The 22,915-nt window shown below is 61.8% G+C and carries 21 protein-coding genes; 4 read left to right on the top strand and 17 right to left on the bottom strand.

The annotated features are described in order from the left end of the window. Positions 1–14: 14 nt before the first annotated feature. Entirely contained in the window at positions 15–884 is an 870-nt protein-coding gene (locus EGJ09_RS01330; RefSeq protein WP_012314132.1) for a LysR substrate-binding domain-containing protein, read from the bottom strand. 110 nt (positions 885–994) lie between these two features. Here EGJ09_RS01330 and EGJ09_RS01325 point away from each other — a divergent pair, with 110 nt between their 5' ends. Together EGJ09_RS01325 and ppnN are read left to right on the top strand one after the other, a co-directional pair. Continuing rightward, entirely contained in the window at positions 995–2,056 is a 1,062-nt protein-coding gene (locus EGJ09_RS01325) for a YeiH family protein (protein WP_125923010.1), read from the top strand. 50 nt (positions 2,057–2,106) lie between these two features. Next, positions 2,107–3,480 (top strand): nucleotide 5'-monophosphate nucleosidase PpnN, encoded by a 1,374-nt coding sequence (gene ppnN, locus EGJ09_RS01320; RefSeq protein WP_046785477.1) that lies wholly within the window; start codon positions 2,107–2,109, stop codon positions 3,478–3,480. A gap of 103 nt (positions 3,481–3,583) precedes the next feature. Here ppnN and EGJ09_RS01315 read toward each other — a convergent pair whose 3' ends face one another. Together EGJ09_RS01315 and pssA are read right to left on the bottom strand one after the other, a co-directional pair. After that, a complete protein-coding gene (locus tag EGJ09_RS01315) occupies positions 3,584–4,750 on the bottom strand; it encodes a GGDEF domain-containing protein (protein ID WP_125923009.1) in 1,167 nt (388 codons plus the stop codon). A gap of 82 nt (positions 4,751–4,832) precedes the next feature. Further along, positions 4,833–6,161: a CDP-diacylglycerol--serine O-phosphatidyltransferase gene (gene pssA / locus EGJ09_RS01310; protein ID WP_125923008.1), complete on the bottom strand. Its 1,329-nt coding sequence runs from the start codon at positions 6,159–6,161 to the stop codon at positions 4,833–4,835. 156 nt (positions 6,162–6,317) lie between these two features. On the opposite strand from pssA, the gene EGJ09_RS01305 reads away from it, so the two are divergent. Next, positions 6,318–7,310 (top strand): GlxA family transcriptional regulator, encoded by a 993-nt coding sequence (locus EGJ09_RS01305; RefSeq protein WP_125923007.1) that lies wholly within the window; start codon positions 6,318–6,320, stop codon positions 7,308–7,310. Positions 7,311–7,314: 4 nt separating this feature from the next. Here the strand turns inward: EGJ09_RS01305 and EGJ09_RS01300 are convergent, their stop codons facing one another. From EGJ09_RS01300 to EGJ09_RS01240, 13 genes are all read right to left on the bottom strand, one after another. Continuing rightward, positions 7,315–8,649: an MFS transporter gene (locus tag EGJ09_RS01300; protein ID WP_125923006.1), complete on the bottom strand. Its 1,335-nt coding sequence runs from the start codon at positions 8,647–8,649 to the stop codon at positions 7,315–7,317. Positions 8,650–8,763: 114 nt separating this feature from the next. After that, positions 8,764–9,975 carry a M24 family metallopeptidase gene (locus EGJ09_RS01295; RefSeq protein ID WP_125923005.1) on the bottom strand — a complete coding sequence of 404 codons (1,212 nt, stop codon included), beginning with the start codon at positions 9,973–9,975 and terminating at the stop codon, positions 8,764–8,766. A gap of 437 nt (positions 9,976–10,412) precedes the next feature. After that, positions 10,413–10,931: a DUF2514 family protein gene (locus EGJ09_RS01290; RefSeq protein WP_125923004.1), complete on the bottom strand. Its 519-nt coding sequence runs from the start codon at positions 10,929–10,931 to the stop codon at positions 10,413–10,415. Continuing rightward, complete coding sequence (locus EGJ09_RS01285) at positions 10,928–11,359, bottom strand: lysozyme (RefSeq protein ID WP_125923003.1); 432 nt, start codon at positions 11,357–11,359, stop codon at positions 10,928–10,930. Before EGJ09_RS01285 ends, EGJ09_RS01290 begins: the two co-directional genes overlap by 4 nt. A gap of 56 nt (positions 11,360–11,415) precedes the next feature. Beyond that, complete coding sequence (locus EGJ09_RS26900) at positions 11,416–12,009, bottom strand: tail fiber assembly protein (RefSeq protein ID WP_305955509.1); 594 nt, start codon at positions 12,007–12,009, stop codon at positions 11,416–11,418. Then, positions 12,009–12,800: a phage tail protein gene (locus tag EGJ09_RS01275; RefSeq protein ID WP_125923002.1), complete on the bottom strand. Its 792-nt coding sequence runs from the start codon at positions 12,798–12,800 to the stop codon at positions 12,009–12,011. The genes EGJ09_RS26900 and EGJ09_RS01275 overlap by 1 nt, the downstream gene beginning before the upstream one ends. Before the next feature lie 11 nt (positions 12,801–12,811). After that, positions 12,812–13,825, bottom strand: coding sequence for a hypothetical protein (locus EGJ09_RS26500; protein WP_177433132.1), 1,014 nt, complete (start codon positions 13,823–13,825; stop codon positions 12,812–12,814). Then, positions 13,825–17,328, bottom strand: coding sequence for a phage tail protein (locus tag EGJ09_RS01265; RefSeq protein ID WP_125923001.1), 3,504 nt, complete (start codon positions 17,326–17,328; stop codon positions 13,825–13,827). The genes EGJ09_RS26500 and EGJ09_RS01265 overlap by 1 nt, the downstream gene beginning before the upstream one ends. Next, on the bottom strand, positions 17,328–17,726 hold the full coding sequence (locus EGJ09_RS01260; RefSeq protein WP_125923000.1) for a hypothetical protein: 399 nt from the start codon (positions 17,724–17,726) through the stop codon (positions 17,328–17,330). Before EGJ09_RS01260 ends, EGJ09_RS01265 begins: the two co-directional genes overlap by 1 nt. A 2-nt stretch (positions 17,727–17,728) precedes the next feature. After that, on the bottom strand, positions 17,729–18,331 hold the full coding sequence (locus tag EGJ09_RS01255) for a hypothetical protein (protein WP_096010339.1): 603 nt from the start codon (positions 18,329–18,331) through the stop codon (positions 17,729–17,731). Beyond that, positions 18,331–18,915 (bottom strand): hypothetical protein, encoded by a 585-nt coding sequence (locus EGJ09_RS01250; protein ID WP_125922999.1) that lies wholly within the window; start codon positions 18,913–18,915, stop codon positions 18,331–18,333. Before EGJ09_RS01250 ends, EGJ09_RS01255 begins: the two co-directional genes overlap by 1 nt. 16 nt (positions 18,916–18,931) lie before the next feature. After that, complete coding sequence (locus EGJ09_RS01245) at positions 18,932–21,664, bottom strand: phage tail tape measure protein (RefSeq protein ID WP_125922998.1); 2,733 nt, start codon at positions 21,662–21,664, stop codon at positions 18,932–18,934. 57 nt (positions 21,665–21,721) lie between these two features. Continuing rightward, positions 21,722–22,312: a hypothetical protein gene (locus EGJ09_RS01240; RefSeq protein WP_125922997.1), complete on the bottom strand. Its 591-nt coding sequence runs from the start codon at positions 22,310–22,312 to the stop codon at positions 21,722–21,724. A gap of 180 nt (positions 22,313–22,492) precedes the next feature. On the opposite strand from EGJ09_RS01240, the gene EGJ09_RS01235 reads away from it, so the two are divergent. Continuing rightward, the gene (locus EGJ09_RS01235; RefSeq protein ID WP_125922996.1) at positions 22,493–22,693 is read left to right on the top strand and encodes a hypothetical protein; all 201 of its coding nucleotides are present in this window, start codon (positions 22,493–22,495) and stop codon (positions 22,691–22,693) included. On the opposite strand, the gene EGJ09_RS01230 is transcribed toward EGJ09_RS01235, so the two are convergent. Continuing rightward, positions 22,686–22,892 (bottom strand): hypothetical protein, encoded by a 207-nt coding sequence (locus EGJ09_RS01230; RefSeq protein ID WP_125922995.1) that lies wholly within the window; start codon positions 22,890–22,892, stop codon positions 22,686–22,688. The two genes, EGJ09_RS01235 and EGJ09_RS01230, sit on opposite strands and share 8 nt — an antisense overlap. Positions 22,893–22,915: the final 23 nt, after the last annotated feature.

The following is a 22,915-nucleotide window of genomic DNA, read 5'->3' as shown; positions in this document are numbered from 1 at the left end:
ATATATCATGAGTGTCACGTACACAGCGCCATGAACCGCGCCGCCGCCCGCGAGGGCGTGGCCGCATGCGGCAGCAGGATGGAAAAGTGCCTGACCAACGGCTGCGGGGCGATATGCAAGCGCTGCAGTGCGCCACCCTCATGCCTGATCGACATCGCCGAAACGAAGCCGATGCCCATCCCCGCCCGCACCGCCTCCTTCACCCCTTCGACCCCGGCAATTTCCAAGGCTACGCGCATGGCCACGCCACTGCGCGCAAATGCCCGTTCAACGATCTGCCGAACCCCGGAGCCGCTTTCACGCAGCACCAAGGGGTAGCTGCCCAAGGCCTCCAGCGTCTGACCCGCCTGATTGGCCAACGGGTGAGCGCTTGGCACGATGGCGACGATTTCGTCCTCACGCCACGGCGTGACACCCGTGCCCAGCGGCAGTTCCTGCCCGGGCGGGCCTTCGATCAGGGCGATGTCCACACTGCCCAGCGCCGAGACGATCTCTGCGGTATTGCCGTGCAAGGTGCTCACCTGCACCTCGGGGTATTGCGCATGGAAGTCGGCGATCAGGTAAGGCAGCAGGTAGCTGGCGGGCGTAGTGCTGGCACCGATGCGCAAGGTGCCGCGCTCCAGCCCGCGCATGGCGTCGCGCAGAGCCTGGGCCTGGCGAAAGGTTTCGCGCAGGCGTTCGGCATGGGCCAGCAGTTGCTCGCCGGCCGCAGTAAGCCGCACGCCGCGGCCGGCGCGCTGGTACAGGGGCTCGCCGAATGCGTCCTGCAGCAGCTTGAGCTGGCCGGAGACAGCCGGCTGCGACAGATGCAAGGCCAACGCTGCATGGCTGATGTTGCCATGCTCGGCAACGGTGGCAAACGTTATCAGTTGTTCCGGGGTCATAAATGCAAAATATCAGCTAAGCGGATATTTGCCATCCTGAATTACGATTTTTTATAAGCTTATAACCAAATTAAAGTAGGCCCTGTCGAATCACTGTCCGGAGGACTCAAATGGCCACGGTACCGTCCAACCCTGCCTTTGCCCCTACCCTTTCTACCCGAGGGCGGCTCAACGGCATCCTGTTCGTCGCATTGTTCGCGTTCGCCGTCACCCAACTGGCGGCCATGCCCGTCATCGCCAACCTGGGCATCAGCCCGCTCATCGTCGGCATCGTCGCCGGAGCCCTTTACGGCAACGCCCTGCGTGATGGCGTACCGGCCAGTTGGGCGGCGGGCATCAATTTCTCTGCCCGCGGGCTACTGCGCATCGCGGTGGCCTTCTTCGGCCTGCGTGTCAGCCTGCAGGAAATCGCCGAAGTCGGCTGGTCAGGCCTTGCGGTCTCGCTGCTGGTGGTGGTCAGCACCCTGCTGATCGGCCTGTGGTGCGGCATGAAGCTGCTCAAACTGGACCGCGATACCGCCTTGTTGACCGCCGCCGGTAGCGCCATTTGCGGCGCCGCAGCAGTGCTGGCCTTCGAATCGGCGCTGCGCAGCGCACCGCACAAGAGTGCCATGGCAGTGGGCAGCGTGGTGCTGTTCGGCACCCTGTCGATGTTCCTGTACCCGCTACTGATCAACAGCGGCTGGTTGCCACTCGATACCCTGGGTGCCGGCCTGTTCCTGGGCGGCACCGTTCATGAGGTTGCCCAGGTGGTGGGCGCGGCAAGCAATGTCAGCCCCGAGGCCACGCACATCGCTACCATCGTCAAGATGACCCGGGTGATGCTGTTGGTGCCGGTACTGCTGGTGGTGGGTGTGTGGATCAGCCGTACCCGGCTGCCGGGCCAGGCACAGGGCAACGGCCGCATCGCCATGCCATGGTTCGCCTTCGGCTTCCTCGCGCTGGTATTGGTGAACTCGCTGCAGGTATTGCCAGGCAGCGTGACCCAAGCGGTCAACAGCCTGGACACCTTCGCCCTGACCATGGCCATGACCGCACTGGGCATGGAGACACGCTTGAGCCAGATCCGCCAGGCCGGCCCGCGGGCGCTGGTGACCGGGGCGATTCTCAACCTGTGGCTGCTCGGTGGCGGGCTGGCGATTACGCTGGGTGTGCAAAAGCTCTTCGCATGACTTATGGTGTTGTCAAAGAAGGATGTTTTACCTGCACAGGAAAGACTTAGATGCCCCAACGCCATGTCATCAATGCATCCGTCAGCCCCAAAGGCAGCCTGGAGACGCTGTCGCAACGTGAAGTCCAGCAACTGAGTGAAGCCGGCACCGGTAGCCTCTACACCCTGTTCCGCCAGTGCGCCCTGGCCATCCTCAACACCGGCGCCCATGTCGACAATGCCAAGACCATCCTCGAGGCCTACAAGGACTTCGAGGTACGCATCCACCAGCAAGACCGCGGCGTGCGCCTGGAGCTGCTCAATGCACCCGCCGATGCCTTCGTCGATGGTGAAATGATCGCCAGCACCCGCGAGATGCTGTTCAGCGCCCTGCGCGATATCGTCTACACCGAAAGCGAACTGGCCAGCCAGCGCATCGACCTGGAAAGCTCCCAGGGCATCACCGACTACGTCTTCCACCTGCTGCGCAACGCACGCACCCTGCGCCCGGGCGTGGAGCCGAAAATGGTGGTGTGCTGGGGCGGCCATTCGATCAGCAGCGAGGAATACCAGTACACCAAGAAGGTCGGCCACGAACTGGGCCTGCGCAAGCTGGACATCTGTACCGGGTGCGGCCCGGGCGTGATGAAGGGGCCGATGAAAGGCGCCACCATCGCCCATGCCAAGCAACGCATGCACGGCAGCCGTTACCTGGGGCTGACCGAACCGGGCATCATTGCCGCCGAGGCGCCCAACCCGATCGTCAACGAACTGGTGATCCTGCCGGACATCGAGAAGCGTCTGGAAGCCTTCGTACGGGTCGGCCACGGCATCATCATCTTCCCAGGGGGCGCCGGTACTGCCGAGGAATTCCTCTACCTGCTGGGCATCCTGATGCACCCAGACAACCAGGACCTGCCCTTCCCGGTGGTGCTGACCGGGCCGCGCAGCGCCGAGCCGTTCCTGCTGCAGCTGCATGCCTTCGTTGGTGCCACCCTGGGTGAGGCCGCCCAGCGCCACTACCAGATCATCATCGATGACCCGGCCGAGGTCGCGCGGCAGATGGTCGAAGGGCTCAAGGAGGTCAAGCAGTTCCGCCGTGAGCGCAACGACGCGTTCCACTTCAACTGGCTGCTGAAGATCGACGGTGGCTTCCAGCACCCGTTCGACCCGACCCACGCCAACATGGCGGAACTTGCCCTGCGCCGCGACCTGCCGCCGCATGAACTGGCCGCCAACCTGCGCCGGGCGTTCTCCGGCATCGTTGCCGGTAACGTCAAGGACAAGGGCATCCGCCTGATCGAGGAGCACGGGCCCTATCAGATCCGCGGGGAAAGTGCGGTACTGGAGCCGCTGGGGCGCCTGTTGCAGGCGTTTGTCGACCAGCACCGGATGAAGCTGCCCGGTGGCGCAGAGTATGTACCTTGCTATCAGGTTGTGACCTGAGGACAACAGGACCGCACTGCGGCCCATCGCCGGCAAGCCGGCTCACACTGGGTTTGCGCTGAGCTTGACAGCAGCGGGGTACCTGTGAGGGCCGGTTGAAAGGCTACCTGACCGGGTTCATCTCGCTGCGTTCAACCAGGCGAATGCTGTTACGCCCGCCACGCTTGGACTGATACAGCGCCACATCACCCTGCTCGATCAACGCGGCCAGGCTCGCCGGCGGATGGTCGAACAGGTTGGCGCCAATACTCAGGGTCACGGCCTGCGGGGTCGGCATTGCCTGCTCGGCAAATTGCTGGAACTGGCTACGCAAAACACCGCCCAGCTCCACCACCCGCTCACTGCTGGCATCGCTGAGCAGGATGACGAACTCATCCCCGCCCAGCCGCGCCGCCAATGACCGCTCCGGCAACACCGCACGGATCATCTCGCTGAGCGTGACCAGCAGCCGGTCGCCCGCCGCGTGGCCATGCAGGTCATTGACCAGCTTGAAATTGTCGATGTCTATCAGCAGCAGTGCCCCAGGCCGGGCCGGGCTCACGTCCTTGAACAGGTGCGTGGCGCGGACTTCCAGCGCCCGGCGGTTGTACAACGCCGTCAACGGATCGCGGGCAGCCAGCCGGGCGATCCGCTCTTCACGCCGATAACGCACAGTACCGGTCATCGACAGGGCGATCAGCATGATCGCCATGGCTCCCTCAACCAGCGACACCTGAATGATCAGGCCGCCGAAGGTCGCCAGGTCGATCAGCGTGCCAGGCGTCACCGCGATGACAGCCTTGACCACATAGAACAGGCCATGGATGAGCAGCACATAACGCAACTGCACCGCCCCCACGCTCAACGATTTGCCGTGCGGGCGCAACAGCAGGCTGGCCTTGAGCGTGAGCAGCGCCACCAGCAGCGAGTTGACCATCAGCATGACCTTCGACCACTGAGGCCCCACGGGCAGCAGCAGCAAGGCAAACCAGGCGACGACGATCAGCATCCAGCCCCGCGACAGGCGGGCCTGGGTAAAGCGCAGCACCCCCAGCAGGAAAAACGCATGCGCCACCACCAGCAAGCCGTTGGCGAACCAGATACCGATCAACAGCAAGCCGATCCCGCGCAGCAGGGCCAGGGTGGAGCCGATGGTGATGGTAGCGAAACCCGCGCTCCAGAACAGCAGCGAGGGTTCGCGGACGCTGCGCCACTCGATCGCCAGGTACAAGGCTGCGGCGGCAGCCAGGGCGATGGTGATGGTCAGCATCGTGGGTGGATCAAGCGCCATGAAAGTGTTGGCCTGTCTGGTTAACGTGGAAAACGGCTGATTGTATTCGTTTGCCATGACTTTTCAGAGAGGTAAAAACGGCTCACAACACCCGCTTGATCAACGGCTCCAGCCGGCTGAAACGCAAGCGGCGCAAGAACCTGCGCACTTCTTTGGGGTGCTCTGCCTTGACGCCCAATTCATGCGCCGAGCCGATCTTCGGTGCAAACCGGCGAATGCCCTCCAGTTCCACTTCCCGCGGCACCGTCCATTCGCCCTGCGGGTCGTCGATCAGCAGCCCGTTCTCCAAGTCCAGGTTGAACCCGCGCGGGTTGAGGTTGTTGCCTGTCAGCAACGAGTAACGCTGGTCGACCCAGACGCCTTTGGCATGAAAGGTATGCCCAGGGTCGTTCCAGATCCGAACCACCAGTTGGCCGCTGACGATGCTGGCATGGCGGCGCCGGGCAAAGGCGCGCAGGTTGTCTTCATACAGATAGGGCAACGCGCCACTGGCGCTGAACGGCTCGCCGGGTGCGATATAAAAATCATTGGCCGTAAGGTGGCCGACAATCAGTTCCACCCGCACGCCGCGATCCAGGGCGTGGTCGATCTCGCGCATCACCACCCGGGGCGGGTTGAAATAAGGCGTGCTGATGATGATCTGTGACCGCGCCGCAGCCAGCAGCGCGCACACCGCGCGGTTAAGCGGGTTGCCACGGCCAACGCCGAGCAATGGCACCACCCGCAGGCCCTGCCCTGCAACGGCAGCCGGTGCGTCATACGCCATGCGCCGCAGCCGTGCACGCAAGCGGCGAATATCGCCGCGCAGGCTACGGTTGGCCGGTGGCGCCGGCAGGTCCAGGCGCGGCGTTGCAGTGTGGTGCAGCAGCCGCCGCACCAGGGCGACCATGGCATCGGCCAGCTCAGGCGACTGGAACAGGTGGTAACGGTCCAGGCGATAACGGTCGAAACGGTGCAGGTAGACGTTGTTCAGGCTGGCGCCGGTATAGATCACACAGTCATCGATCACGCTGCCCTTGAGGTGCAGCACGCCGAACAACTCACGGGTTTGCACTGGCACGCCATGAATAACCACGTCCAACCCACGCAGCTGACGCTGGGCCTGGTACCAGGCGGCATTGCCCGGCTGACGCCCGGCGCCCAGCAGGCCACGGCGTGCGCGAAACCAGTCGACCACGATGACGATCTCCAGGCCCGGCCGCGCCGCCTTGGCCTGGTACAGGGCATCCAGCACTTCCTGCCCGGCCTCGTCCTCCTGCAAGTACAAGGCGACGATGACAATGCGCCGGGTCGCAGCGCCGATGCGCTCAAGCAAGCGGGTGCGATAGGCCGCGGCATCGGGCAGAACCTCGATGGCCTGCGGCGCGATGGCGAAACCTGGCAGCGCGGCCAGCATGGATTCGGGGTTCAAGTAGCTTCACCTTCTGTCTGCATTCAGGTCCATTCCTGGCCATCACGCCGGGGTGTAAGATCGACCGGGCAACGACCCATAACAACAAGAAACATGCGAGGCCTGTTTTTCACTGCCCCCGACGAATCACGCCTCAGCTTGCACAGGAAGATCGCAATGGTCCACCCCGTTTCTGCAATCGTCTCGCCTTGCCCAGCCAAGACCTTCGGTTTTCTGGTGCTGCCCAACTTCACCACCATCGGCCTGGCGTCGGCGGTGGAAACCTTGCGCATGGCCAACCTGGCAGCCCGCCGCCCCCTCTACCGCACCGTATTGCTCGCTGCCAGCGAAGCGCCGGTGATGGCCAGTAATGGCATGCGTATCCTGCCTGACCATGCCATCGCCGAGGCCCCGCCGCTGGATGCCCTGTTCGTGGTCGGGGCCAACCCGATCGACCGCAGCCGAGGTAACCGGCCACTGATCGACTGGTTGCGCCAACTGGCCCGCCAGCACGTACCGCTAGGGGGCATCTGTACCGGCAGCTACCTGCTGGCCAAAGCCGACCTGCTCAAAGGCTATCGCTGCACCATCCACTGGGAGGACATCGAGGCCCTGCAGGCGCATTTCCCCGGGATCGTCATATCCAGCCAACTGTTCGAACTGGACCGCGACCGTTACACCTGCTCCGGTGGCGTTGCGGCCATGGACATGATGCTGCAGCTGGTCGCCCGCGAAGCCGGTGGCCAGGACATCGCCGCCAAGGCGGCCGAGTTGCTGCTGTGCGACCGTGTGCGCGGCGAGCGCGAACGGCAGCGCGTACCGTTGCGCACCTTGCTGGGCAGTGCCCAGCCCAAGCTTAGCCAAGTGGTGGCGATCATGGAGGCCAACCTGGAGGAGCCGCTGGCGCTGGAGGAACTGGCCAGCCTCAACGAGGTGACCGTGCGCCAGCTCGAGCGGCTGTTCCACAAGTATTTGCAGCGCACGCCCAGCCAGTATTACCTGGAGTTGCGGCTGTCGCGGGCGCGGGAATTGCTGTTGCGCAGCGACGTGCAGGTGCGGGAGGTGGCGCTGGCGTGCGGGTTCAGCTCGCCGGCGCATTTTTCCAAGAGCTACAGCCGCTTCTTTGGCCTGTCACCGCTGGGGGAACGGCGGCAGGCATCGTTGCACTGATACCTCAGTCTTTCAGTTCATCATGGGCCGTTTCCCGGCACATCAACATGGCAACCAGCGCCACCAACGCTGCCGCCAGCAGGTACCCGGCCGGCGCCAGTTTGCTACCGGTCACATGAATCAACCAGGTGGCGATGAACGGTGCCGTCCCGCCAAACAAGGCGTTGGCCAAGTTGAAGCTCAAGGCAAAGCCACTGAAACGCACGCGGGTGGGGAAAATTTCCGCGAGCAGGCACGGCAAGGTGCCGTCGTTCATCGCCAGCATCGCCCCGAAGAAGATCTGGATCGCCAGCACCACCAGCAGCGGCTGGCCATCGAGCAGCTTGAACAGCGGCACGGTCAACCCCAGGAACAGCAGTGAAGCAACCACCAGCATGGTCTTGCGGCCAAAGTGGTCAGACAGGCGTCCCATCAGGAAAATCAGGCCAATGTAGGTGGCCAGCGAAACCGTCGAGGCGATGAACGAGTCACGCTCGCTCATGCCCATTTCATTCGACAGGTAAGTGGGCATGTAGCTGAGCAGCAGGTAGAACGCCACAGCATTGAGGCAGGTAACCCCGATACCGATGGCCAGGCTGCGGCGGTGCCGGCTGAGCAGTTCGCGGATCGGCGCCGGCGTCATGCAAGCCTTGTTTTCCAGCCGCTGTTCCATCTCCAGGAACTTGGGTGTGTCCTGCAGGCTCATGCGAATATAACGCCCCACCAGGCCGAACGGCGCCGCCAGCAAAAATGGCAGGCGCCAGCCCCAGCTGTGCAAGTCTTCAGTGCTGAGCAGCTCATGCAAGGCCGCGACGAATGCCGCACCGAACAACAGCCCGGCCGCGGTGCTGGCCGGCACGATGCTGGTGTACAGCCCCCGTCGGCCAGGCGGTGCGTATTCGGCGAGAAACGCCGCAGCGCCGGCATACTCGCCCGAAGCGGAAAAACCTTGCACCAGGCGGATCAGCAATAGCAGGCACGGTGCCCACAGGCCGATCTGCGCATACCCCGGCAGCAGGCCGATGCAGAAGGTCGAGATCGACATGATGAGGATCGACAGTGACAGCGCGTTGCGCCGCCCATGGCGATCGCCAAAATGGCCCCACACCACCCCGCCCAGCGGGCGTACGAGGAAGGACAGGGCGAATACCGCGAACGTCGCCAGCAGGCCGCTGGTCTTGTCGGTTTGCGGAAAGAAGGTGGCGGCGATGATGGTCGCCAGGTAGCCGTAGGCCGCGTAATCGAACCATTCGACGAAGTTGCCCATGAAACTGGCACGGGCGGCCTTGCGCAGGGCCTGGCGTTCGGCGCCTTGGGAGGCACCGGCGAGGGTGGGAGCATTCAGGGTGGTGCTGGACATGACGGATACCCTCTGGTTCTTCTAATTGGAGGCAGGGTCTGAAGGTCATACAGTTAATTGTTATTGTGTTGTTTGTGCCGGCCTCTTCGTTCGCGCAGAGGCCGGCACCTGTCATCATTTGCGAATGATGTTGCGCTCCGGTCCATACGGGAACTTGGTGATGTTCTCGGCACCCGTTTCATTGACGATCAGGATGTCATGCTCGCGGTAGCCCCCTGCCCCCGGCAGCCCTTCGGGCAGCATGATCATCGGCTCGATCGATACCACCATGCCCGGTTCCAGCACCGTATCGATATCCTCGCGCAGCTCCAGCCCTGCCTCGCGGCCGTAGTAGTGGCTGAGGGTGCCGAATGAGTGGCCATAGCCGAAGGTGCGGTACTGCAGCAGGTCATGGCGCAGGAAGATCTCGTTCAGCTCGCGGGCGATATCGCAGCAGCGCATGCCCGGTCGCACCAGCTTTAGCCCTGCTTCGTGCACCTCGACGTTGGCTTGCCACAGGCGCAAGTGCTCGTCCGGGCAGTGGCCCAAAAACAACGTACGCTCCAGTGCGGTGTAGTAGCCGGCGATCATGGGGAAGCAGTTGAGGCTGAGAATGTCGCCCGGGTTGACCTTGCGGCTGGTCACCGGGTTGTGCGCACCGTCAGTGTTGAGCCCCGACTGGAACCAGGTCCAGGTGTCCATCAACTCGCTGTCGGGGAAACTGCGGGCGATCTCGCGGACCATCGCCTGGGTGGCATGCAGTGCCACTTCATATTCCGGCACCTGGTCCTGCAGCGCCTCGACCACCGCCGCACCGCCAATGTCAGCCACCCGCGCACCGTGGCGAATGAGCGCCTGTTCTTCGGCGGACTTGATCATGCGCATGCGCATGCAGGGCGCACCGATGTCCAGCAGCTCGGCCCTTGGGTAGCAGGCAGCGAGCTTGGCATGGTTCTGCAGGTTGAGGTGGTCGTACTCCACGCCGATACGCGACGCCAGCGGCAGCGCCTGCTGGATGGCCACGAAGTAGTTGTCGCGCTGCCAGTCGGTATAGACGATGTTGTCGGTGCCGACCGTGCGACGCCAAGGTTGGCCACCGTCGATGTTGGCGCTGATCGACACCACCTTGTCGTGGGTCACCACCAGTGCATAGGGGCGACCGAACGAACAGTAGAGGAAGTCGCTGTAGTAGTTGACGTTGTGGTAGGAGGTGAAAATCGCCGCCTCGATATCCTGCTCGGCCATGTAGGCCCGCAACCGGGCATGCCGGGCGGCATATTCCTGTGCGGAAAAGGTCGGTTTGGCCTTGTTGCCGTTGCGGATCTTCAGGGTCTGGGGCATTTGCATGGTCGGTGTTCCTTGTCGTTGTGAGCACGCTGTTTCAGGCCGGCCGCCTGAGATGCATTGCAGCAGAACGAACGAGGACGCTTTTGTACCTATCCGACCTGGAATTGGCGCGATGGCCACTGCCCCATTGCAAACAAGCCGGCCCCCACAAGCACTCCACCGCCTTCAGGCTTTGTGGTGTAACTGTGGGGGCCGGCTTGCCGGCGATTGGGCTGCAAAGCAGCCCCAGTCATCGCGTTTATTTCAAATCAAAACGATCCAGCTCCATCAGCTTGCGTGGCAAATTTGCAGCCCTTTAAACACAAGGGCTGCATCGTTTCGACAAGTCATCCTTTAGGGCCTCTTGGGGCCTGCATGGCTCTGTAATGCCAACTTTATGGCAGCACTGCCATTCCCGCATCCGGCGTTCTGCCGACCGCTTCCCTTCCTTTATAAACCTACTCACCGCCATGGCGGATTCCATCGGCGACAGCCTCACAGGCCAGCCCAGCTATTCGACTTCGCTCAAGCGCTGTCGAGAGGTCTCCCGCCATTCGGTCAGCTTCTTCAAGCAATCCCCCAAGCACCACGACGGCAGAGGTTCCTGCCTGGCGCTGCTGGGCAGCGATGGTATCGCAGGTGGCTCGGTGCCCGGCGCGCAGTCGGGCGATTTCCCCGAGCAGGCCACCAGCAGCAGACTCAGCAGCAGCGGCGCGGCCTTGGGCCAGTTCCAGTTGTTGTCGTGCACTCTCACCCTCCTCGTCCGCCACTGCTTGGCGGCGTTGTTCTTTCTGTCTGTCCTGGGCAGCGGCGCGCCGGTCGCGCTCGGAAACCTCCAGACGGTAATCGGCCAGTTCGCTACGGGCAGTGCTGGTTTCGCCCTGCGCCACCACCACCCGGTACTGCTGGCCGCCGACGACCAACATCAGAGCGATCAGCCACCAGCCCCAGGCCGGTACCGCAGCAACCCAGGTCACGCAGCCTCCAGGAACAGCTCACGCTCTGCTGCGCGTCGGCGCACCAGCCCAGGAAGCACCTTGCCACCCGCCTTGTTCCAGCGCGGAAATTGCTCCGCAGCGCCGGCATAGTCACCAGCATTGAGCAGTCGACGAAGCGTGGACGACTCAAGGTTGGCAGCACCCAGGTTGTAGGTGAAGCTGATCAGCGCATCCCACTGGTTCTGGCTCAATGGCGCCGTGATCAGGCGCTCAACCTCGGGCTCAAAGCGCTGCACGTCATTCAGCAGCATGCGCTCGGCCTGCTCGTTGGTGATCGATATGCCAGCGCTTACGCCCCGGGTGGTGCCGTAGCCGATGGTCCAGACGCCGACGGCATCCTGATAGGCCTGCAGGCGCAGGCCCTCAAACGACTTGATCAGGCACAAGCCGCGCTGCGATGTACGCATGGGTTTTCTCCAGGCAAAAAAATACCGCCAGGCGGCGGTCGGTGGATTCGGTCGGGTCAGGCCGGCAGTGCGGGCCACTCGATGCTGTTCGGGTAGCCTTCCTGCTCGGGCACCCGGCTAAGCGCGACGCGGTATTTCTTCCAGAGCTTGAGGCGCGCCTCTTCGTCCGTCGTCGCTTCGTCGATGTCGACCGCATCCTGCAGCGGGGCGATTGCGGCATCGGCTACAGCCCGGCGCTGTGCCAGGTCGGCAACAGCTGCGGCAAGCATCTGTTCTGCAGCGGCTTGTGCCTTTGCTTCGGCAGTAATTACCTGCGACCAATCGATCACACCGGCAGTGGCAGCCAGGCGTTCGCCCATGTCCAGACCAGGAAGCTGCACTTGGCCGTCGGCTGGGTGGAGGTCCACCGGGAAGCGGGCAATCTCAGGCGCATCGGCAGAGTGCGGCAGCATTAGAGTCAGCACCAGGTCGCCGTTCACACGCTCAACTGGCGCGATCACGAACTCACAGCCGACCGCTTCAGCAGGCAAGGTCGCACCATCGGTCAAGCGTGAGAAGTCTAGCGACGTGCCGTTCACTTCCAGGGTCTCGCCGGCCTTGACCACTGCGAGCTGCAGGTCAGATCGGACTGGAGAAAGCTTGATGATCATCAGTACCACCTCCCGATGGCCTTCCAAGAGAATGTCACGTCTGCTGTGGACGAAATGTAGAGTTGGAAGGTCATTGTTCCGTTAGCGGTGTTCGCTCGATAAGGGACGCAGATAACCCGATATGAACCGCCAGTCACCCCGCCGCTCAGCTCAACGGGAGCCGAACTGGCAAATGCCACAGGCCAGGTGATTGTGTAGCCAGCGGCCGAAACGAAGACGGACGTAACGATTGCGGTTGTGATACCGCTGGTATAAGTCGCCTCACCCCAACAAATCATCGCCCCACAGGCGTATTTGATGTAGTGCCCATTGGCGTTGCTGCCCTGCTCAAATATGGCGCCGGTCGGGGTTCCGCCGCTCTGGCTGACGGTACCGACAATTTCAGCCACGGCGGCCGACTTCAGGCCAAGGCCACTGCGCCCCAAGGCCGCTGTATTGCCACCGGTACCGCCCTTGTTCACTGGCACCACGTTCTCGGTCGAGACAGAGCCGAGGCCAGCCAGAGTCGAACCCCAAGTGTTCGCGATATCGTTGAACTTGTCGGCCAGGGTCTTGGTGTAGCCCTGCACCGGCGTGATGGCGTAGGTACCACCGCTCACCGTTGCGCCTTGATAGGCCGGCAGAATGCTCAGCACCGTGCCGCTGGCAATGTTGGTCACCTCATACCAACGCCCGTCCGGGCCAAGGAAGGCATCCCCTACCCTGCCATTTGCCGAAAAGTTGGTGCCGGTACCGGTCACCGTATTTTGGCCAGCCGTGATCGCCACGGTGCCAGTTCTGTACCAAGGCATAGGGTTTCCTTTTAGATCGGCCGCATCAAGCGGGCAGCGAAGAGAGTTCGGCCGTTATTCGCCGAGCCATAGGTTTGGCTGTTGGCGGCGCTGTAGGCCTGAAGAAATGAACGATCAGTTCCAATGAATCCAACCGGGTTGTCGTATGAACTTGAACCGTCAAAAAACGGGCCACCGATCACCGAGTTGGCCAGAAAGTAATCTTGGGCACTGGATGTCCAGGGCATGCGGTAGCTTGTCCAGTAGTACTGGGGATCAGCGAGATCAGACCCGCTCCTCACAAAGCGGTCATTGCTTGGAAAGCCGTTCATGAGGATCAGGTTGTCGGTGGTCACGAAGATCTGCGCTCCAGTTTCATCCCGAAGCCTCAGTGCGTAATCCCCAGCAGAGCCCGAGGAGCCGAATACCCCCGCAACCCAGCTCACTACGAATTTCTGCGTGTTGCTGACGCCAGGCCACCAACTGAGTGAAAAACCCGTCCAGTTCCCTGCGGACCCTCGCATGGTGAACTTGTAAACCATCCCTGGACTATCGAGGTTCAAGAACACAAACGGCTGGTCCACCGTGGTGATAGGCGAACTGAAGGTGACAGTTCGATCCAGGACCGCGCTTCCTGGACCAAGGAAACCCATGGTGAACGCGCCATTCCTGGCCAGCGTCAGCACGCGGTTTGCGTTGTCGATCTGTGTGAAGCTCGAGCCGTTACGCGTCCTCAATCCGTATAACGCGACTTTGTCCGGGAGACCGTTGTATTCAAGGATCGTCACATTGAAGGTGCCGGTACTGGGGCGTCTCAGCTGCAACTGGCCAGTTGTCCACCATGCCGCAGGTAGCTCGCCCCCGGGGTTCACCGGAGTCACCACCACGAACGAACTGGCCTTGATCTGTGGGATTGCGAAGTACTGGTCGACGGTGCTCCCGCGGCCGGTCACTCGCGTGGTGTAGGCAGACCGCACGGTGGTTACCGTCGTGTCCAGAGTTACCACACCGGCCGAATCCTTAGTGCGTGCGCCATAGAGAGCCATTAGGACAGCCTCCCCAGGGCGCCGCGCTCAACGCTGTTGGCGTCGTACACGTAGATGCCTTTGTTGTTGAGAAGAACGGAGCCGTCAGCGTCCTGCCCGCGGACGGTAAACGCGCCTGTGACCATATTCAGTTCAATCAACGGCCGGCCGGCAGAATCTACAGCCTGGGAGCGCAGCGTCATCCCGAGGACGATGTTCTGGATATAAGCCGAGTTGATGAAGGCCTGGTTGATGTATACCTGGCCGCCTTGAACCACGAACGGCGATGACAATGTGCCGTTGACACCGTTGACCACAGCAAATCGATCAGCCGAGACCAGGAACTGACTCTGCAGCCCGGCCGGACCGTTCTCGATGCCAAGCCCGATACCTGCGGCTACATACTGGCCTTGGGCATTGACCTGCATCTTCACCGACCACATGGTGCTGGCTTTGTTGTCCAGGGCAGCCAGCGCCTGGCTGGTGATTTGGATCGCTGCAGAGGTCCTTTGGACATCAACGTTCGTCTTCCCAAGCTCGCCATTGGTCTTGTCTAGGCCGGAGTTGAACGACACCTCCAGCGTCTCGGTCTTGCGGGCTTGGACTTCAATCTCGGACGCCCGCACCTTCGACTCTTCGGCTATTTTGGCGGTGTTCTCCCAGCCCTTCAGTGCGCCAGCCAGCTCGCCTTCGCCGCTGTCGTCACGCTCACCTTGGGGAGCGGTGAACGACGCCTCCATGTAGCCGATGCGCTGCCCCAACGCCTCGTCACCAGATACCCGAGCCAGTTCTTCGTTGCCGATCGACGTTTCCGCATTATCGACACGGGCGTTGAGCGTCTGTAAACGGGACGCTGTCGACGACTCATTGTCGGTGACCGTCGTCTCCAGGGCCGATATGCTGGCCGAGTTGGTTCCGACTTTGGTGTTGACGTCCGTAAACCTGCTGGCCGTAGCCTGCTCATTCGTGACGACTGTCTGCTCCAGGCTGCGGATGCTGCCGGTGTTGCCGTCGACTCGCGCCTCTACACCGGTAATCCGCGATGCCATCGCTTCGTTCTGAGTTGCCCGGGTGCGCGACTCATCGGACACCTTGGCCAAGGTGTCCCAGCCCCGAAGCGCATCAGTGAGTTCGCCTTCCCCGGCATCATCCCGGTAGGCCGACTGTACAGCTTGGAGCATGGTGGCCGTGACAGTGAGCTTGCCATCGACCGTTGCAATATCGGCGGTGTTCTTATCCACCGCCTGCGCCAGGCCGTTTGCAGTTTCCGCGACACTACCGATATCAACCCAGTAGGTCGGGTTCGGCGGCGAGTTGCTTCCGTCTGCAGCTGCGGGAACCGGCGCGATTGCCATGTACAGGCGCTGGCCACTGCGCACGGCGTCGTTCTTGGCATAGGCGTCAGTGGCCACATACTCAAACGGGTCGCTGATCTCACCGATCTGGTCCTCGAGGTCCTGTTTGGCCTGGCTGATCCGATCATTCACAGAGCCTGGCTGATCCCCCGAAATCTTCTCAATTTCCTCCTGTAAATGCTGCCCGAGCTGCGTATCCTCGATCTGCCCAGCCAATGCATCCAACATGGCTGTAACGTCGTTCGACGTGGACGCCGCGATCTTCAGGAAGCCGCTGACACCGTACGCGTTACGCGAACGGATGAAGTAGTAGTAGTTGGTAAAGAAGGCCAGTCCCGTGTGCGTCAGGCTTAACCCCTGCCCCAAGTAAAGCGCCTGCCCGGCGGGCGTCTGCGGGTCTTCACTGAAGAAGTACTCGTAGGTGCCGCCATTCAGGCTGTGCAACGGGTTGCTCGGGAAAAGCGTGATAGTGTCGATGGTGGACTGTACCGTGCATGCCTCGGGTATGGGCGGCCCATCGATGTTGACCGTGATACTCGCCTCGCCGGAGCGCGCCAGCGGGCCCAGGGCGGCGACACTCATCGTGTAGTTGCCAGACGGAAGGCCCGAGAGTGGCAGCTGCAGCGTCGTTGCCGGCACTTGCTGCGCCTGGACGGCCGTATTGCCTTGACGCACGGTGACCGCGTAGCCAGTGACGACGCCCGCCGGCGCAACCCAAGACAGCACGCCCTGCACAACCTCGGCGGTGCCATCGGTCGTCCAGACCAAGTTGGTCGGGCTGCCCAGCCCACCGGTTGGCAGGCTGATGAAGCCGATGGGGTTGTAAGGCTGCCCCACGGCATCGTCGAACTGCGCTGCATCATACTGCTGCAGCTGGGCGGTACAACCTTGGTCCGCGCCCATACTCCAGTTAGTGACGATGAACTCTCCCAGGATGTTCAGCGATGGCAGGTTCACACGCACGGCCCGGCCTGGCCGGCAGTTGTAGCCCAGGAAATTCATTGGAATGCTGATGGTACCGCCCGCACGACGGCGCCGCAGTTCGATGTTCGCCAAGCGCTGGGCCTGGTAGGCGTCGGTGACGTAGGAGAAGGACAGCGTTTCTGCCGCCTCGCCACCATCCTCAATCACCCATTCGGCAACGCTGACCTCCGGATAGTCGGTCTCCGTCCACGATTGCGAGGTATCGATGAAGGTGCCGCGGACGGTGTTGATCGCGGCGTCATTAGTCGGCTCGGTGCTGCCAGTGATAGTGCCGACCACCATGTCTTCGGTGATCTCGAAGTCAAAGGGGCCGTAGTAGGCCCCGGCCTGGAACATCCAGCGCCCACCGACACGGATGGTCCGGCCGCCGCACGCGGCCTCTAGCTTCTGGAGCACGCTGGTGCGCTGCTCGTCAGCGCCGATCACGCAACTGCTCCGGTAGCGCGGGCTGGCGGTGTTGTCGGGGTTGGCGACAGACTCGTCGCAGACGTTAGCCCCGCTGGCGAAGGTCTCAAAGACGATCTCGTCGTCCGGTACGCCGCAGCGGTTACGCAGAAACCACAGGATATGCAGTGCAGTATTTTCGGTGTAGATGGACATCCCTGTACGCGGGTCGTAGATGTCGCTCCGGCCGCGCACGATGAAGCGTGCGTCAGGGATGCCAGACGGGAACTTCTCGGCGCTGTACTTGAGCGACAGTCGAACGACCGATAGGCCGCGCCCGATTTGCTCGTTTTTCCAGTCCGGGCAGTTGGCCTTGAGGAAGGCGTTCACCTGGGTCGGGTTGACGACCAGTTCATAAGAGGCGTGCTCTCCGTAGGTGGCGATCTCCTCCTCGCCCAAGTAGATGTTCTCCAGAGCGTCGACGGGGCCCTCACAGAGTACGTACACCAGGTGCAGCCACTCGCCATCGGTCTGGCCACCAACCTGCTCCTGCGCCCACACCAGCACGCCGCCGGTGCTGACGCGGCCCAAGATGAAGCGCGCCGGCGCCTTAGAGGAGCGGACGGTCTGCGCCGAAGGCTCGTTGTCGCGCAGAGGCGACTTGGTGTTGAGCTTTTCCTGCTGCTCGGCCATGTAGAAAGCCATGCCGGCGCCAATAGCTGCGCCCACCGGGCCGCCCTGGACGAAGCCAATCACAGCACCAACAGCTACCTGAGCAATCTTCTTGACGCCACCGGACATTATTCGACTCTCCAGACAGCTAGCGGGTCGCACACCACGCGGGTGACCCCGTCGTCAGTGGTCGCCCAGAATTCGTTTGCCCAGTACACGGCCATGGACCGGCCACCGGGCGCTTCGTACATCGCGATGTCACCGCGCTGGATGAATGCCGGCGCCACACGGGCGAAGCATGCATCCCAGGCAGCCTCAAGGCTGCCGTGCCGCTTCTTCAAAGCCCGCTTCGCTCCCGCCTCGGTCTTGTAGGTGCCGCGATACGCCTCAGCCGGGTCGGTACCGCACACAGCCACCGCGCAGTCCGCAGCGAACAGGCAGCAGTCGAAGTCGCCCCATGAAAAAGGCCGCTCTAAGGCGGCCTTGATCACTTCGCTGAGGCGTGTGGTCCAGTCTCGGTAGCGCATGGCTATTTCTCGTAGGTGAACGTCGGGGCGTCCTTCTTGGAGCCCCAGTAGATGGGCCATTCGGACATCTGGGCGATGGCGTAGAAGAATCGGTCGCCCTGGTGGCGGGCGCGGTGGTTCTCGTCGGTGAAGCGCTCGGTACCCGTGCGGCTCCACTCGGCCATACGGTCAACGATCGGGACGGTGATTTTGTTGCCGTCCTCACCGTTGCCTGCATAGGAAAAGGTGGCGGCGTCCATTCGGCCGGAAAACAGGATGTCGGCGGCGTAGTTGCCCTGCTCGTCGAACACGACAAACATCAGCTTGCCCGAGCGCCCGCGGCATCCCCGGATATTGGTCTCAGTGATGATGTAGCTGTCCAGTCCGGTGAGGGCCAAGTCGATCGACATGGGCGAGTTCGAGTTGTCGCTCTCCTGCGACTGCCCGACCTCGCCGAACTGCCCTACCCCCAGATACGTGATGCCGCCGATCACCAGGTCACCGGTACCGGTGTGCGCGTAGACCGGGCCATCCTCGAAGTCGAGCTGGCAGGCGTACACGCTGAGGAATTTGCCGGTGGCGATGATATCGACCACGCTCTGGCTGAATGGGAACGTCGAGGGCATCAGAAGGCCTCCCTGAACTGGTAGCTGCCGTTCGACACGGCTTGGCGCACGGTCATGCTCCAGGTGTCCTGGGTCATGCGCATTTCTGAGTACGGATTGAGGTATTCGATGGCGGCACCAACCTCCAAGGTCTGGCGAATGCGCTTGTTCACCTGCGCCACTGCCTGCCCTTGGGCGTTTGCCACGGCTGGTTTGATCACTTCGAACATCTCGCCTCCGACCGTCATGTAATCTCCGACGGAGAACACCGGCGCGTTCGGGGTGGCGCCGCCAACCTGGATTGAGCGGGACTGCGACGGGCCGCTGACGACCTTGAGCGCTCCCACACTGTTACCGCGCCGCCGAGTGAATGCCGGCACGTTGACCGTGCCGAACATCCCATCCAGCTCCCCGAGAAACGAAGTCAGCTGCCGCTCCTGCTTTCGCGTGAGGAGCCCGAACGTAATGGTGCACTGCCAATACGCCCCCGGCTGCCCAACAATCTGCTGGGCGTTCGAGAGCGTCGAGGTGAAGGCGCGGCTGTTGTTGACCAAGCCCCACGTCATTTCAGACGGGCGCAGCGATGCCGGCCATTGGATAGCCATGCAGTACTCCTTTTTGCTATCGGTTGCGGGCGATGAGCTGCCGCGCCGGGCCATTCATCTTGAAGTCGCGAAGGACTAGGTTGTAGCCGTCCTGAGCGCCTTTCTGTGCGGCCTGCTGTATCCGGGCCAGGGTCGCTTCGTCGGCGGTGCCTTGGACCGTGATGTCCTGGTGGATCGCCGGCATCTGCCCCGTAGACGCATCAGGCTGGCTGCCGGCGTAGGACGACGCATTTGAAGCAATGCGCGGTGTCACGAATCCGCCCGAGGCATAGCCCCTGACGTTGAGGCCTTCGAGGTAGTTACGCATGCCAGGCAGAGCAACCACCTCCTTGCGGAGGACGAATTCGCCGCCGTGCACCACGCCCTTCGGCTCAAACTTACCGCCGTCACCCGTGTAGCCGCCGCCCGAGAAGCCTGAAGAGGCGATCGTTTCGCTGTAGCCAGTCATGGTGCCCTGCCCCAACGCCTGACTTCCACCGGTCAGGAAACCGAATGCCGAGCCAAGGAAGCCTGCCGCCGCCTGACGCACCTGGATGCGGATTAGGTCCTCGATCACCCCGTCAGCGAAGTCCTTGAACGACAGCTTGCCGGTCTTCACGAAGGTGACCACGGCGTCTTCCATGTTGCTGAAGGCGTTGGTGAACAGGTTTCGCGTTTGCCCGGCGACGTTCTGCGCCTGCTCCAGGTAGGTGCTGAACGCGGCGCGCGCGCCCAGCGACCAGTCGGATTGCTGCTCGTCGACGCGCAGGTAGTACTGCTCCTGCATTGCCAGGCGCTGATCCAGCGCGCTTTGCAGTGCGGCATTTTCCTTCTGGTACAGGGATTCGCTTATCCTCCCCTCGTTGCGTTGCTGCAGCAGGTTGTCCATCTGCTGCTGGTACTGCTGCTCGATGCTGAAGCGCTCTTGCAGGCGCTGCTGGGCGACATCGCCCAGGCCCATGCCGGCCAGGTTGTTGCTCAGGCCCACCGAGGCGCGCTGCAACTGGCTGTTCAGGTTGCTCTCGAAGGCCGCAAGCTTCTGCGCCTCCTCGGTGGCCACCTTGCGTAGCTGCATCTCGCGCTCGAGCGCGGCGTTGCGCTTCAGCTGGGCGGTGATCAGGTCCTGGTTCGCCAGCAGCGATTTCTGGTCGGCGGTGAGCGTCTGCTTGTCCTTGATGTCGGCCAGCTGCTGCTCCCAGCGCACCAGGGCCTGGCCAGCCTCTCCCAACTTCTGCATCTCGCCCACCTGGGCGCCGATTAGCCCGTTCTGCTGCTGGAGGACAGAGTATTGCTGGCGGGCCTGGTCGAGGGCCTTGGTGCCGGCGTCCTCGCGATAGGCAGGGGTTTTCGGGCCCGGCTTGTCCTTGAACTGCTCGCGGGCGGCCTCGCGCAGCTGATTGAGCTCGGCTTCGGTGTAGACTCGGCCGCCGTCGCCTTTCGCCGACTTGCTGGCCAAAGCATCGATTTCCTTGAGCCTGGTCGCGAGCTTTTCCTGATTGCTTGCGGTGGTGCGCAGTTGGCCGTTCAGGGTTTCCTGGGCAAGAATGGAGTCGCGTTGCCGCTGGCGGTAGTTCTCTTGGGCCTGGTCAATTGCTTGCTGAGTTTTGAGTTGCCCTTCAAGCGCAGCCACCCGACTTCTGGCGACCTCAAGGTCTGATCTCGCCTGAGACCCGCTCGCTACTATGGGATTACCCTCAGCACTCCTTTCGAGCTTGCCCAACTCCTCTCGCGCCTCGGCCAGCTGATCAGCCAATCCTTGCGATCGTCCGAAGCTAAGCGCGGCATCTCCCGCACCCTTTGCCGCACCCCAAACTCCACGCCAGGCCCGCTCAATCCATCCCAGGTTCTCAGTGATTTCCCTGGTCCTTGAATCGATGGTCTGCGCGTAGGTATCTGTGAGCAGCTTGGCAGCACCGACAGTGTCCCCCTGCTGCCTAAGGGCAACGATCTGGGCGTAGGTGCTCGCAGTGAGGAAGTTGTACTGCTCATTGAGTTCGCGAGCGGCCGCGACAGGATCTTTACCTATCTTGACGAACTCTGCGACAGTTTCCTCTACTGCGCGGCCGGTAGCATCGCGCATTTGCAGAGCCGCTGTCGCCACGACACCGAAACTGTCGCCAGCAATTTTCCCGTTGCCAGCCAATTGCGCTAACACATCGGCGGCGGCGCCGGTGGTGCCTACAGTTGTGCTGATCTGCCTGGAAAGGTCAGCCAGAGCGCCAGCATTGCTTCCCGCTGCGTTGCCAGTGAGCACAAGAGACTTGCGAAACTCATCTGCCTCTTGAGAGCCCTTGTAATAAGCAATCCCCAGTCCTGCAACTGCAGCGCCCGCTATCGTGAAAGGGTTTACCAGGCCGGCGACGTAGCCTCCAAGGGCCCTGGCGGCCGGGCCTATTCCGCCAAACTGATCCTTCAGTTGCCCGCCTTGCTGGAGCAAGACAGTAAACGGATTCATGCCGCCCTGAAGAGATACAACAATATCGGTGAACTGGGCAGGGACGCCGCGCAAAGCGTTAACGTACGCCTTTGTCGACATTCCAGCGGCCTGGGCCTGCCGTGAATAGCCATCCATGGCGCGCTCGGCGGCCTGGGCACTCCCAGACAAGTCCTTGATTGAGACACCGGTCGTCTTCGCTTGCAGGCCGACTCCGGCCGCAGACTTCTCGGCCCGCTCTCCCGCGCTTGCCAGCTTGTCCAGGTCTTCAGCGGCCGCCTCCGCTTCAGCTGACTCTACCTTGACTTTCAGAACAGCAATATCGCCCTGGCTCATATATTCTCCACCAACAAAAAAGCCGCCCTAAGGCGGCTCGTTTGATGCTATCAGTGCTTACTGATCATTTTCGTTCACGTAAATATGATTGTAAGGCTTAGGCTTCTTGTATACGTCATCCCAGGAACGCGAGTAAAAAGCCATTTTTGAAACCTGTGAAATTGACCAGCCAGAGTTTGCGTCTGATCGCTCAAGGAGATATTTAAACGCATAGCCCTTTTCCTTGTTTGCCTGCTCCTCGCTATCAAGGGAGGCCCCAGGATCAGGCGGGGTCGTGTTCTTAATCAATGCGGTGACAATTGCACGAGTATCTGACTGGACATCAACAGACTCTATCTTCCGCTCGTACCTATCGGTAACCGTTGAGCATGTCGTACCGAAATTCAATTCGTCGTCAGCGATAGCCTTGGTTTTTTCTTCCAATTCCGCACGCGACTTGACGAGCTCTGTACAAAGCTCGTCATTCAAACGAATGCCAGCGTCTTTCAATGCCCACCATGACTTTACCGTCATGTCCGGCGACACATTGGACACCTTGATCTCAGACACAGCTTTCTTTGCGCCTGACAGCGCTGTATTGGTTTCACCCTTATCGAAGCAACCCGCGAGCGCCAAACTTGCCACGCCAACCAGCACCATGCCCTTCATGCACATCCTCCTTTTTGAAGATGCGAATCTACCACGCCATCACCCTGTCCGTGCATCCAGCGTGGATGGAAAGCCAGTACCGCGCCATCATCCCGCGTAGTAGCGTTGCACCTCCAACGAACCGCCCTGGTCCGTTGCCGGAAAGCCCATGGACTGGGGCATGCGCTACAAGGAAATTCCATGCAAAACAGCAAAAAGGTCGTTAGCGAATTGAATTCGGCGGTCCAAAAATTCAACCAGACGATGAGGTCGGTCGGATCTGGGCGGCCAGACGCGCAGAGCGCTGCTGACTGCTTCAATCGGCTCGTAGCTGCGATTACCGATATCGATAAAAGGCTGCTGGCTTTAGAGGAGGCGCAGGAAGCCAAGCAGCCTAGCTGAGCACCGTCGTGAATTCGATGGTGGTATCTCCATAGCCTTCAACATCTGGCAGAAGCTTCTCCAGATGCATGCGGGTCATTTCTCCATCATCAAAAGCTGGATCATTGCCGTACTTGAGGCGAAGTGCGGCAGTGATCTCGCGCGCGCTCAGACTGAACGTATCAACTCGGCAGTGGATGGTCTCTGTGGTCTTGCCCATGCTTCTCTCCTGCGGCTAGGCCG

Origin of the sequence: Pseudomonas sp. p106, assembly GCF_003936645.1 — a bacterium.
Classification (GTDB): domain Bacteria; phylum Pseudomonadota; class Gammaproteobacteria; order Pseudomonadales; family Pseudomonadaceae; genus Aquipseudomonas; species Aquipseudomonas putida_E.
This window is presented reverse-complemented; position numbering and strand designations above follow the sequence as displayed.

Coding starts and splice junctions, on each gene's coding strand:
- EGJ09_RS01330 (WP_012314132.1), bottom strand. CDS start 884: ATGACCCCGGAACAACTGATAACGTTTGCCACCGTTGCCGAGCATGGC.
- EGJ09_RS01325 (WP_125923010.1), top strand. CDS start 995: ATGGCCACGGTACCGTCCAACCCTGCCTTTGCCCCTACCCTTTCTACC.
- ppnN (WP_046785477.1), top strand. CDS start 2,107: ATGCCCCAACGCCATGTCATCAATGCATCCGTCAGCCCCAAAGGCAGC.
- EGJ09_RS01315 (WP_125923009.1), bottom strand. CDS start 4,750: ATGGCGCTTGATCCACCCACGATGCTGACCATCACCATCGCCCTGGCT.
- EGJ09_RS01305 (WP_125923007.1), top strand. CDS start 6,318: ATGGTCCACCCCGTTTCTGCAATCGTCTCGCCTTGCCCAGCCAAGACC.
- EGJ09_RS01300 (WP_125923006.1), bottom strand. CDS start 8,649: ATGTCCAGCACCACCCTGAATGCTCCCACCCTCGCCGGTGCCTCCCAA.
- EGJ09_RS01295 (WP_125923005.1), bottom strand. CDS start 9,975: ATGCAAATGCCCCAGACCCTGAAGATCCGCAACGGCAACAAGGCCAAA.
- EGJ09_RS01285 (WP_125923003.1), bottom strand. CDS start 11,359: ATGCGTACATCGCAGCGCGGCTTGTGCCTGATCAAGTCGTTTGAGGGC.
- EGJ09_RS26900 (WP_305955509.1), bottom strand. CDS start 12,009: ATGATCATCAAGCTTTCTCCAGTCCGATCTGACCTGCAGCTCGCAGTG.
- EGJ09_RS01275 (WP_125923002.1), bottom strand. CDS start 12,800: ATGCCTTGGTACAGAACTGGCACCGTGGCGATCACGGCTGGCCAAAAT.
- EGJ09_RS26500 (WP_177433132.1), bottom strand. CDS start 13,825: ATGGCTCTCTATGGCGCACGCACTAAGGATTCGGCCGGTGTGGTAACT.
- EGJ09_RS01265 (WP_125923001.1), bottom strand. CDS start 17,328: ATGTCCGGTGGCGTCAAGAAGATTGCTCAGGTAGCTGTTGGTGCTGTG.
- EGJ09_RS01260 (WP_125923000.1), bottom strand. CDS start 17,726: ATGCGCTACCGAGACTGGACCACACGCCTCAGCGAAGTGATCAAGGCC.
- EGJ09_RS01255 (WP_096010339.1), bottom strand. CDS start 18,331: ATGCCCTCGACGTTCCCATTCAGCCAGAGCGTGGTCGATATCATCGCC.
- EGJ09_RS01250 (WP_125922999.1), bottom strand. CDS start 18,915: ATGGCTATCCAATGGCCGGCATCGCTGCGCCCGTCTGAAATGACGTGG.
- EGJ09_RS01245 (WP_125922998.1), bottom strand. CDS start 21,664: ATGAGCCAGGGCGATATTGCTGTTCTGAAAGTCAAGGTAGAGTCAGCT.
- EGJ09_RS01240 (WP_125922997.1), bottom strand. CDS start 22,312: ATGAAGGGCATGGTGCTGGTTGGCGTGGCAAGTTTGGCGCTCGCGGGT.
- EGJ09_RS01235 (WP_125922996.1), top strand. CDS start 22,493: ATGCAAAACAGCAAAAAGGTCGTTAGCGAATTGAATTCGGCGGTCCAA.
- EGJ09_RS01230 (WP_125922995.1), bottom strand. CDS start 22,892: ATGGGCAAGACCACAGAGACCATCCACTGCCGAGTTGATACGTTCAGT.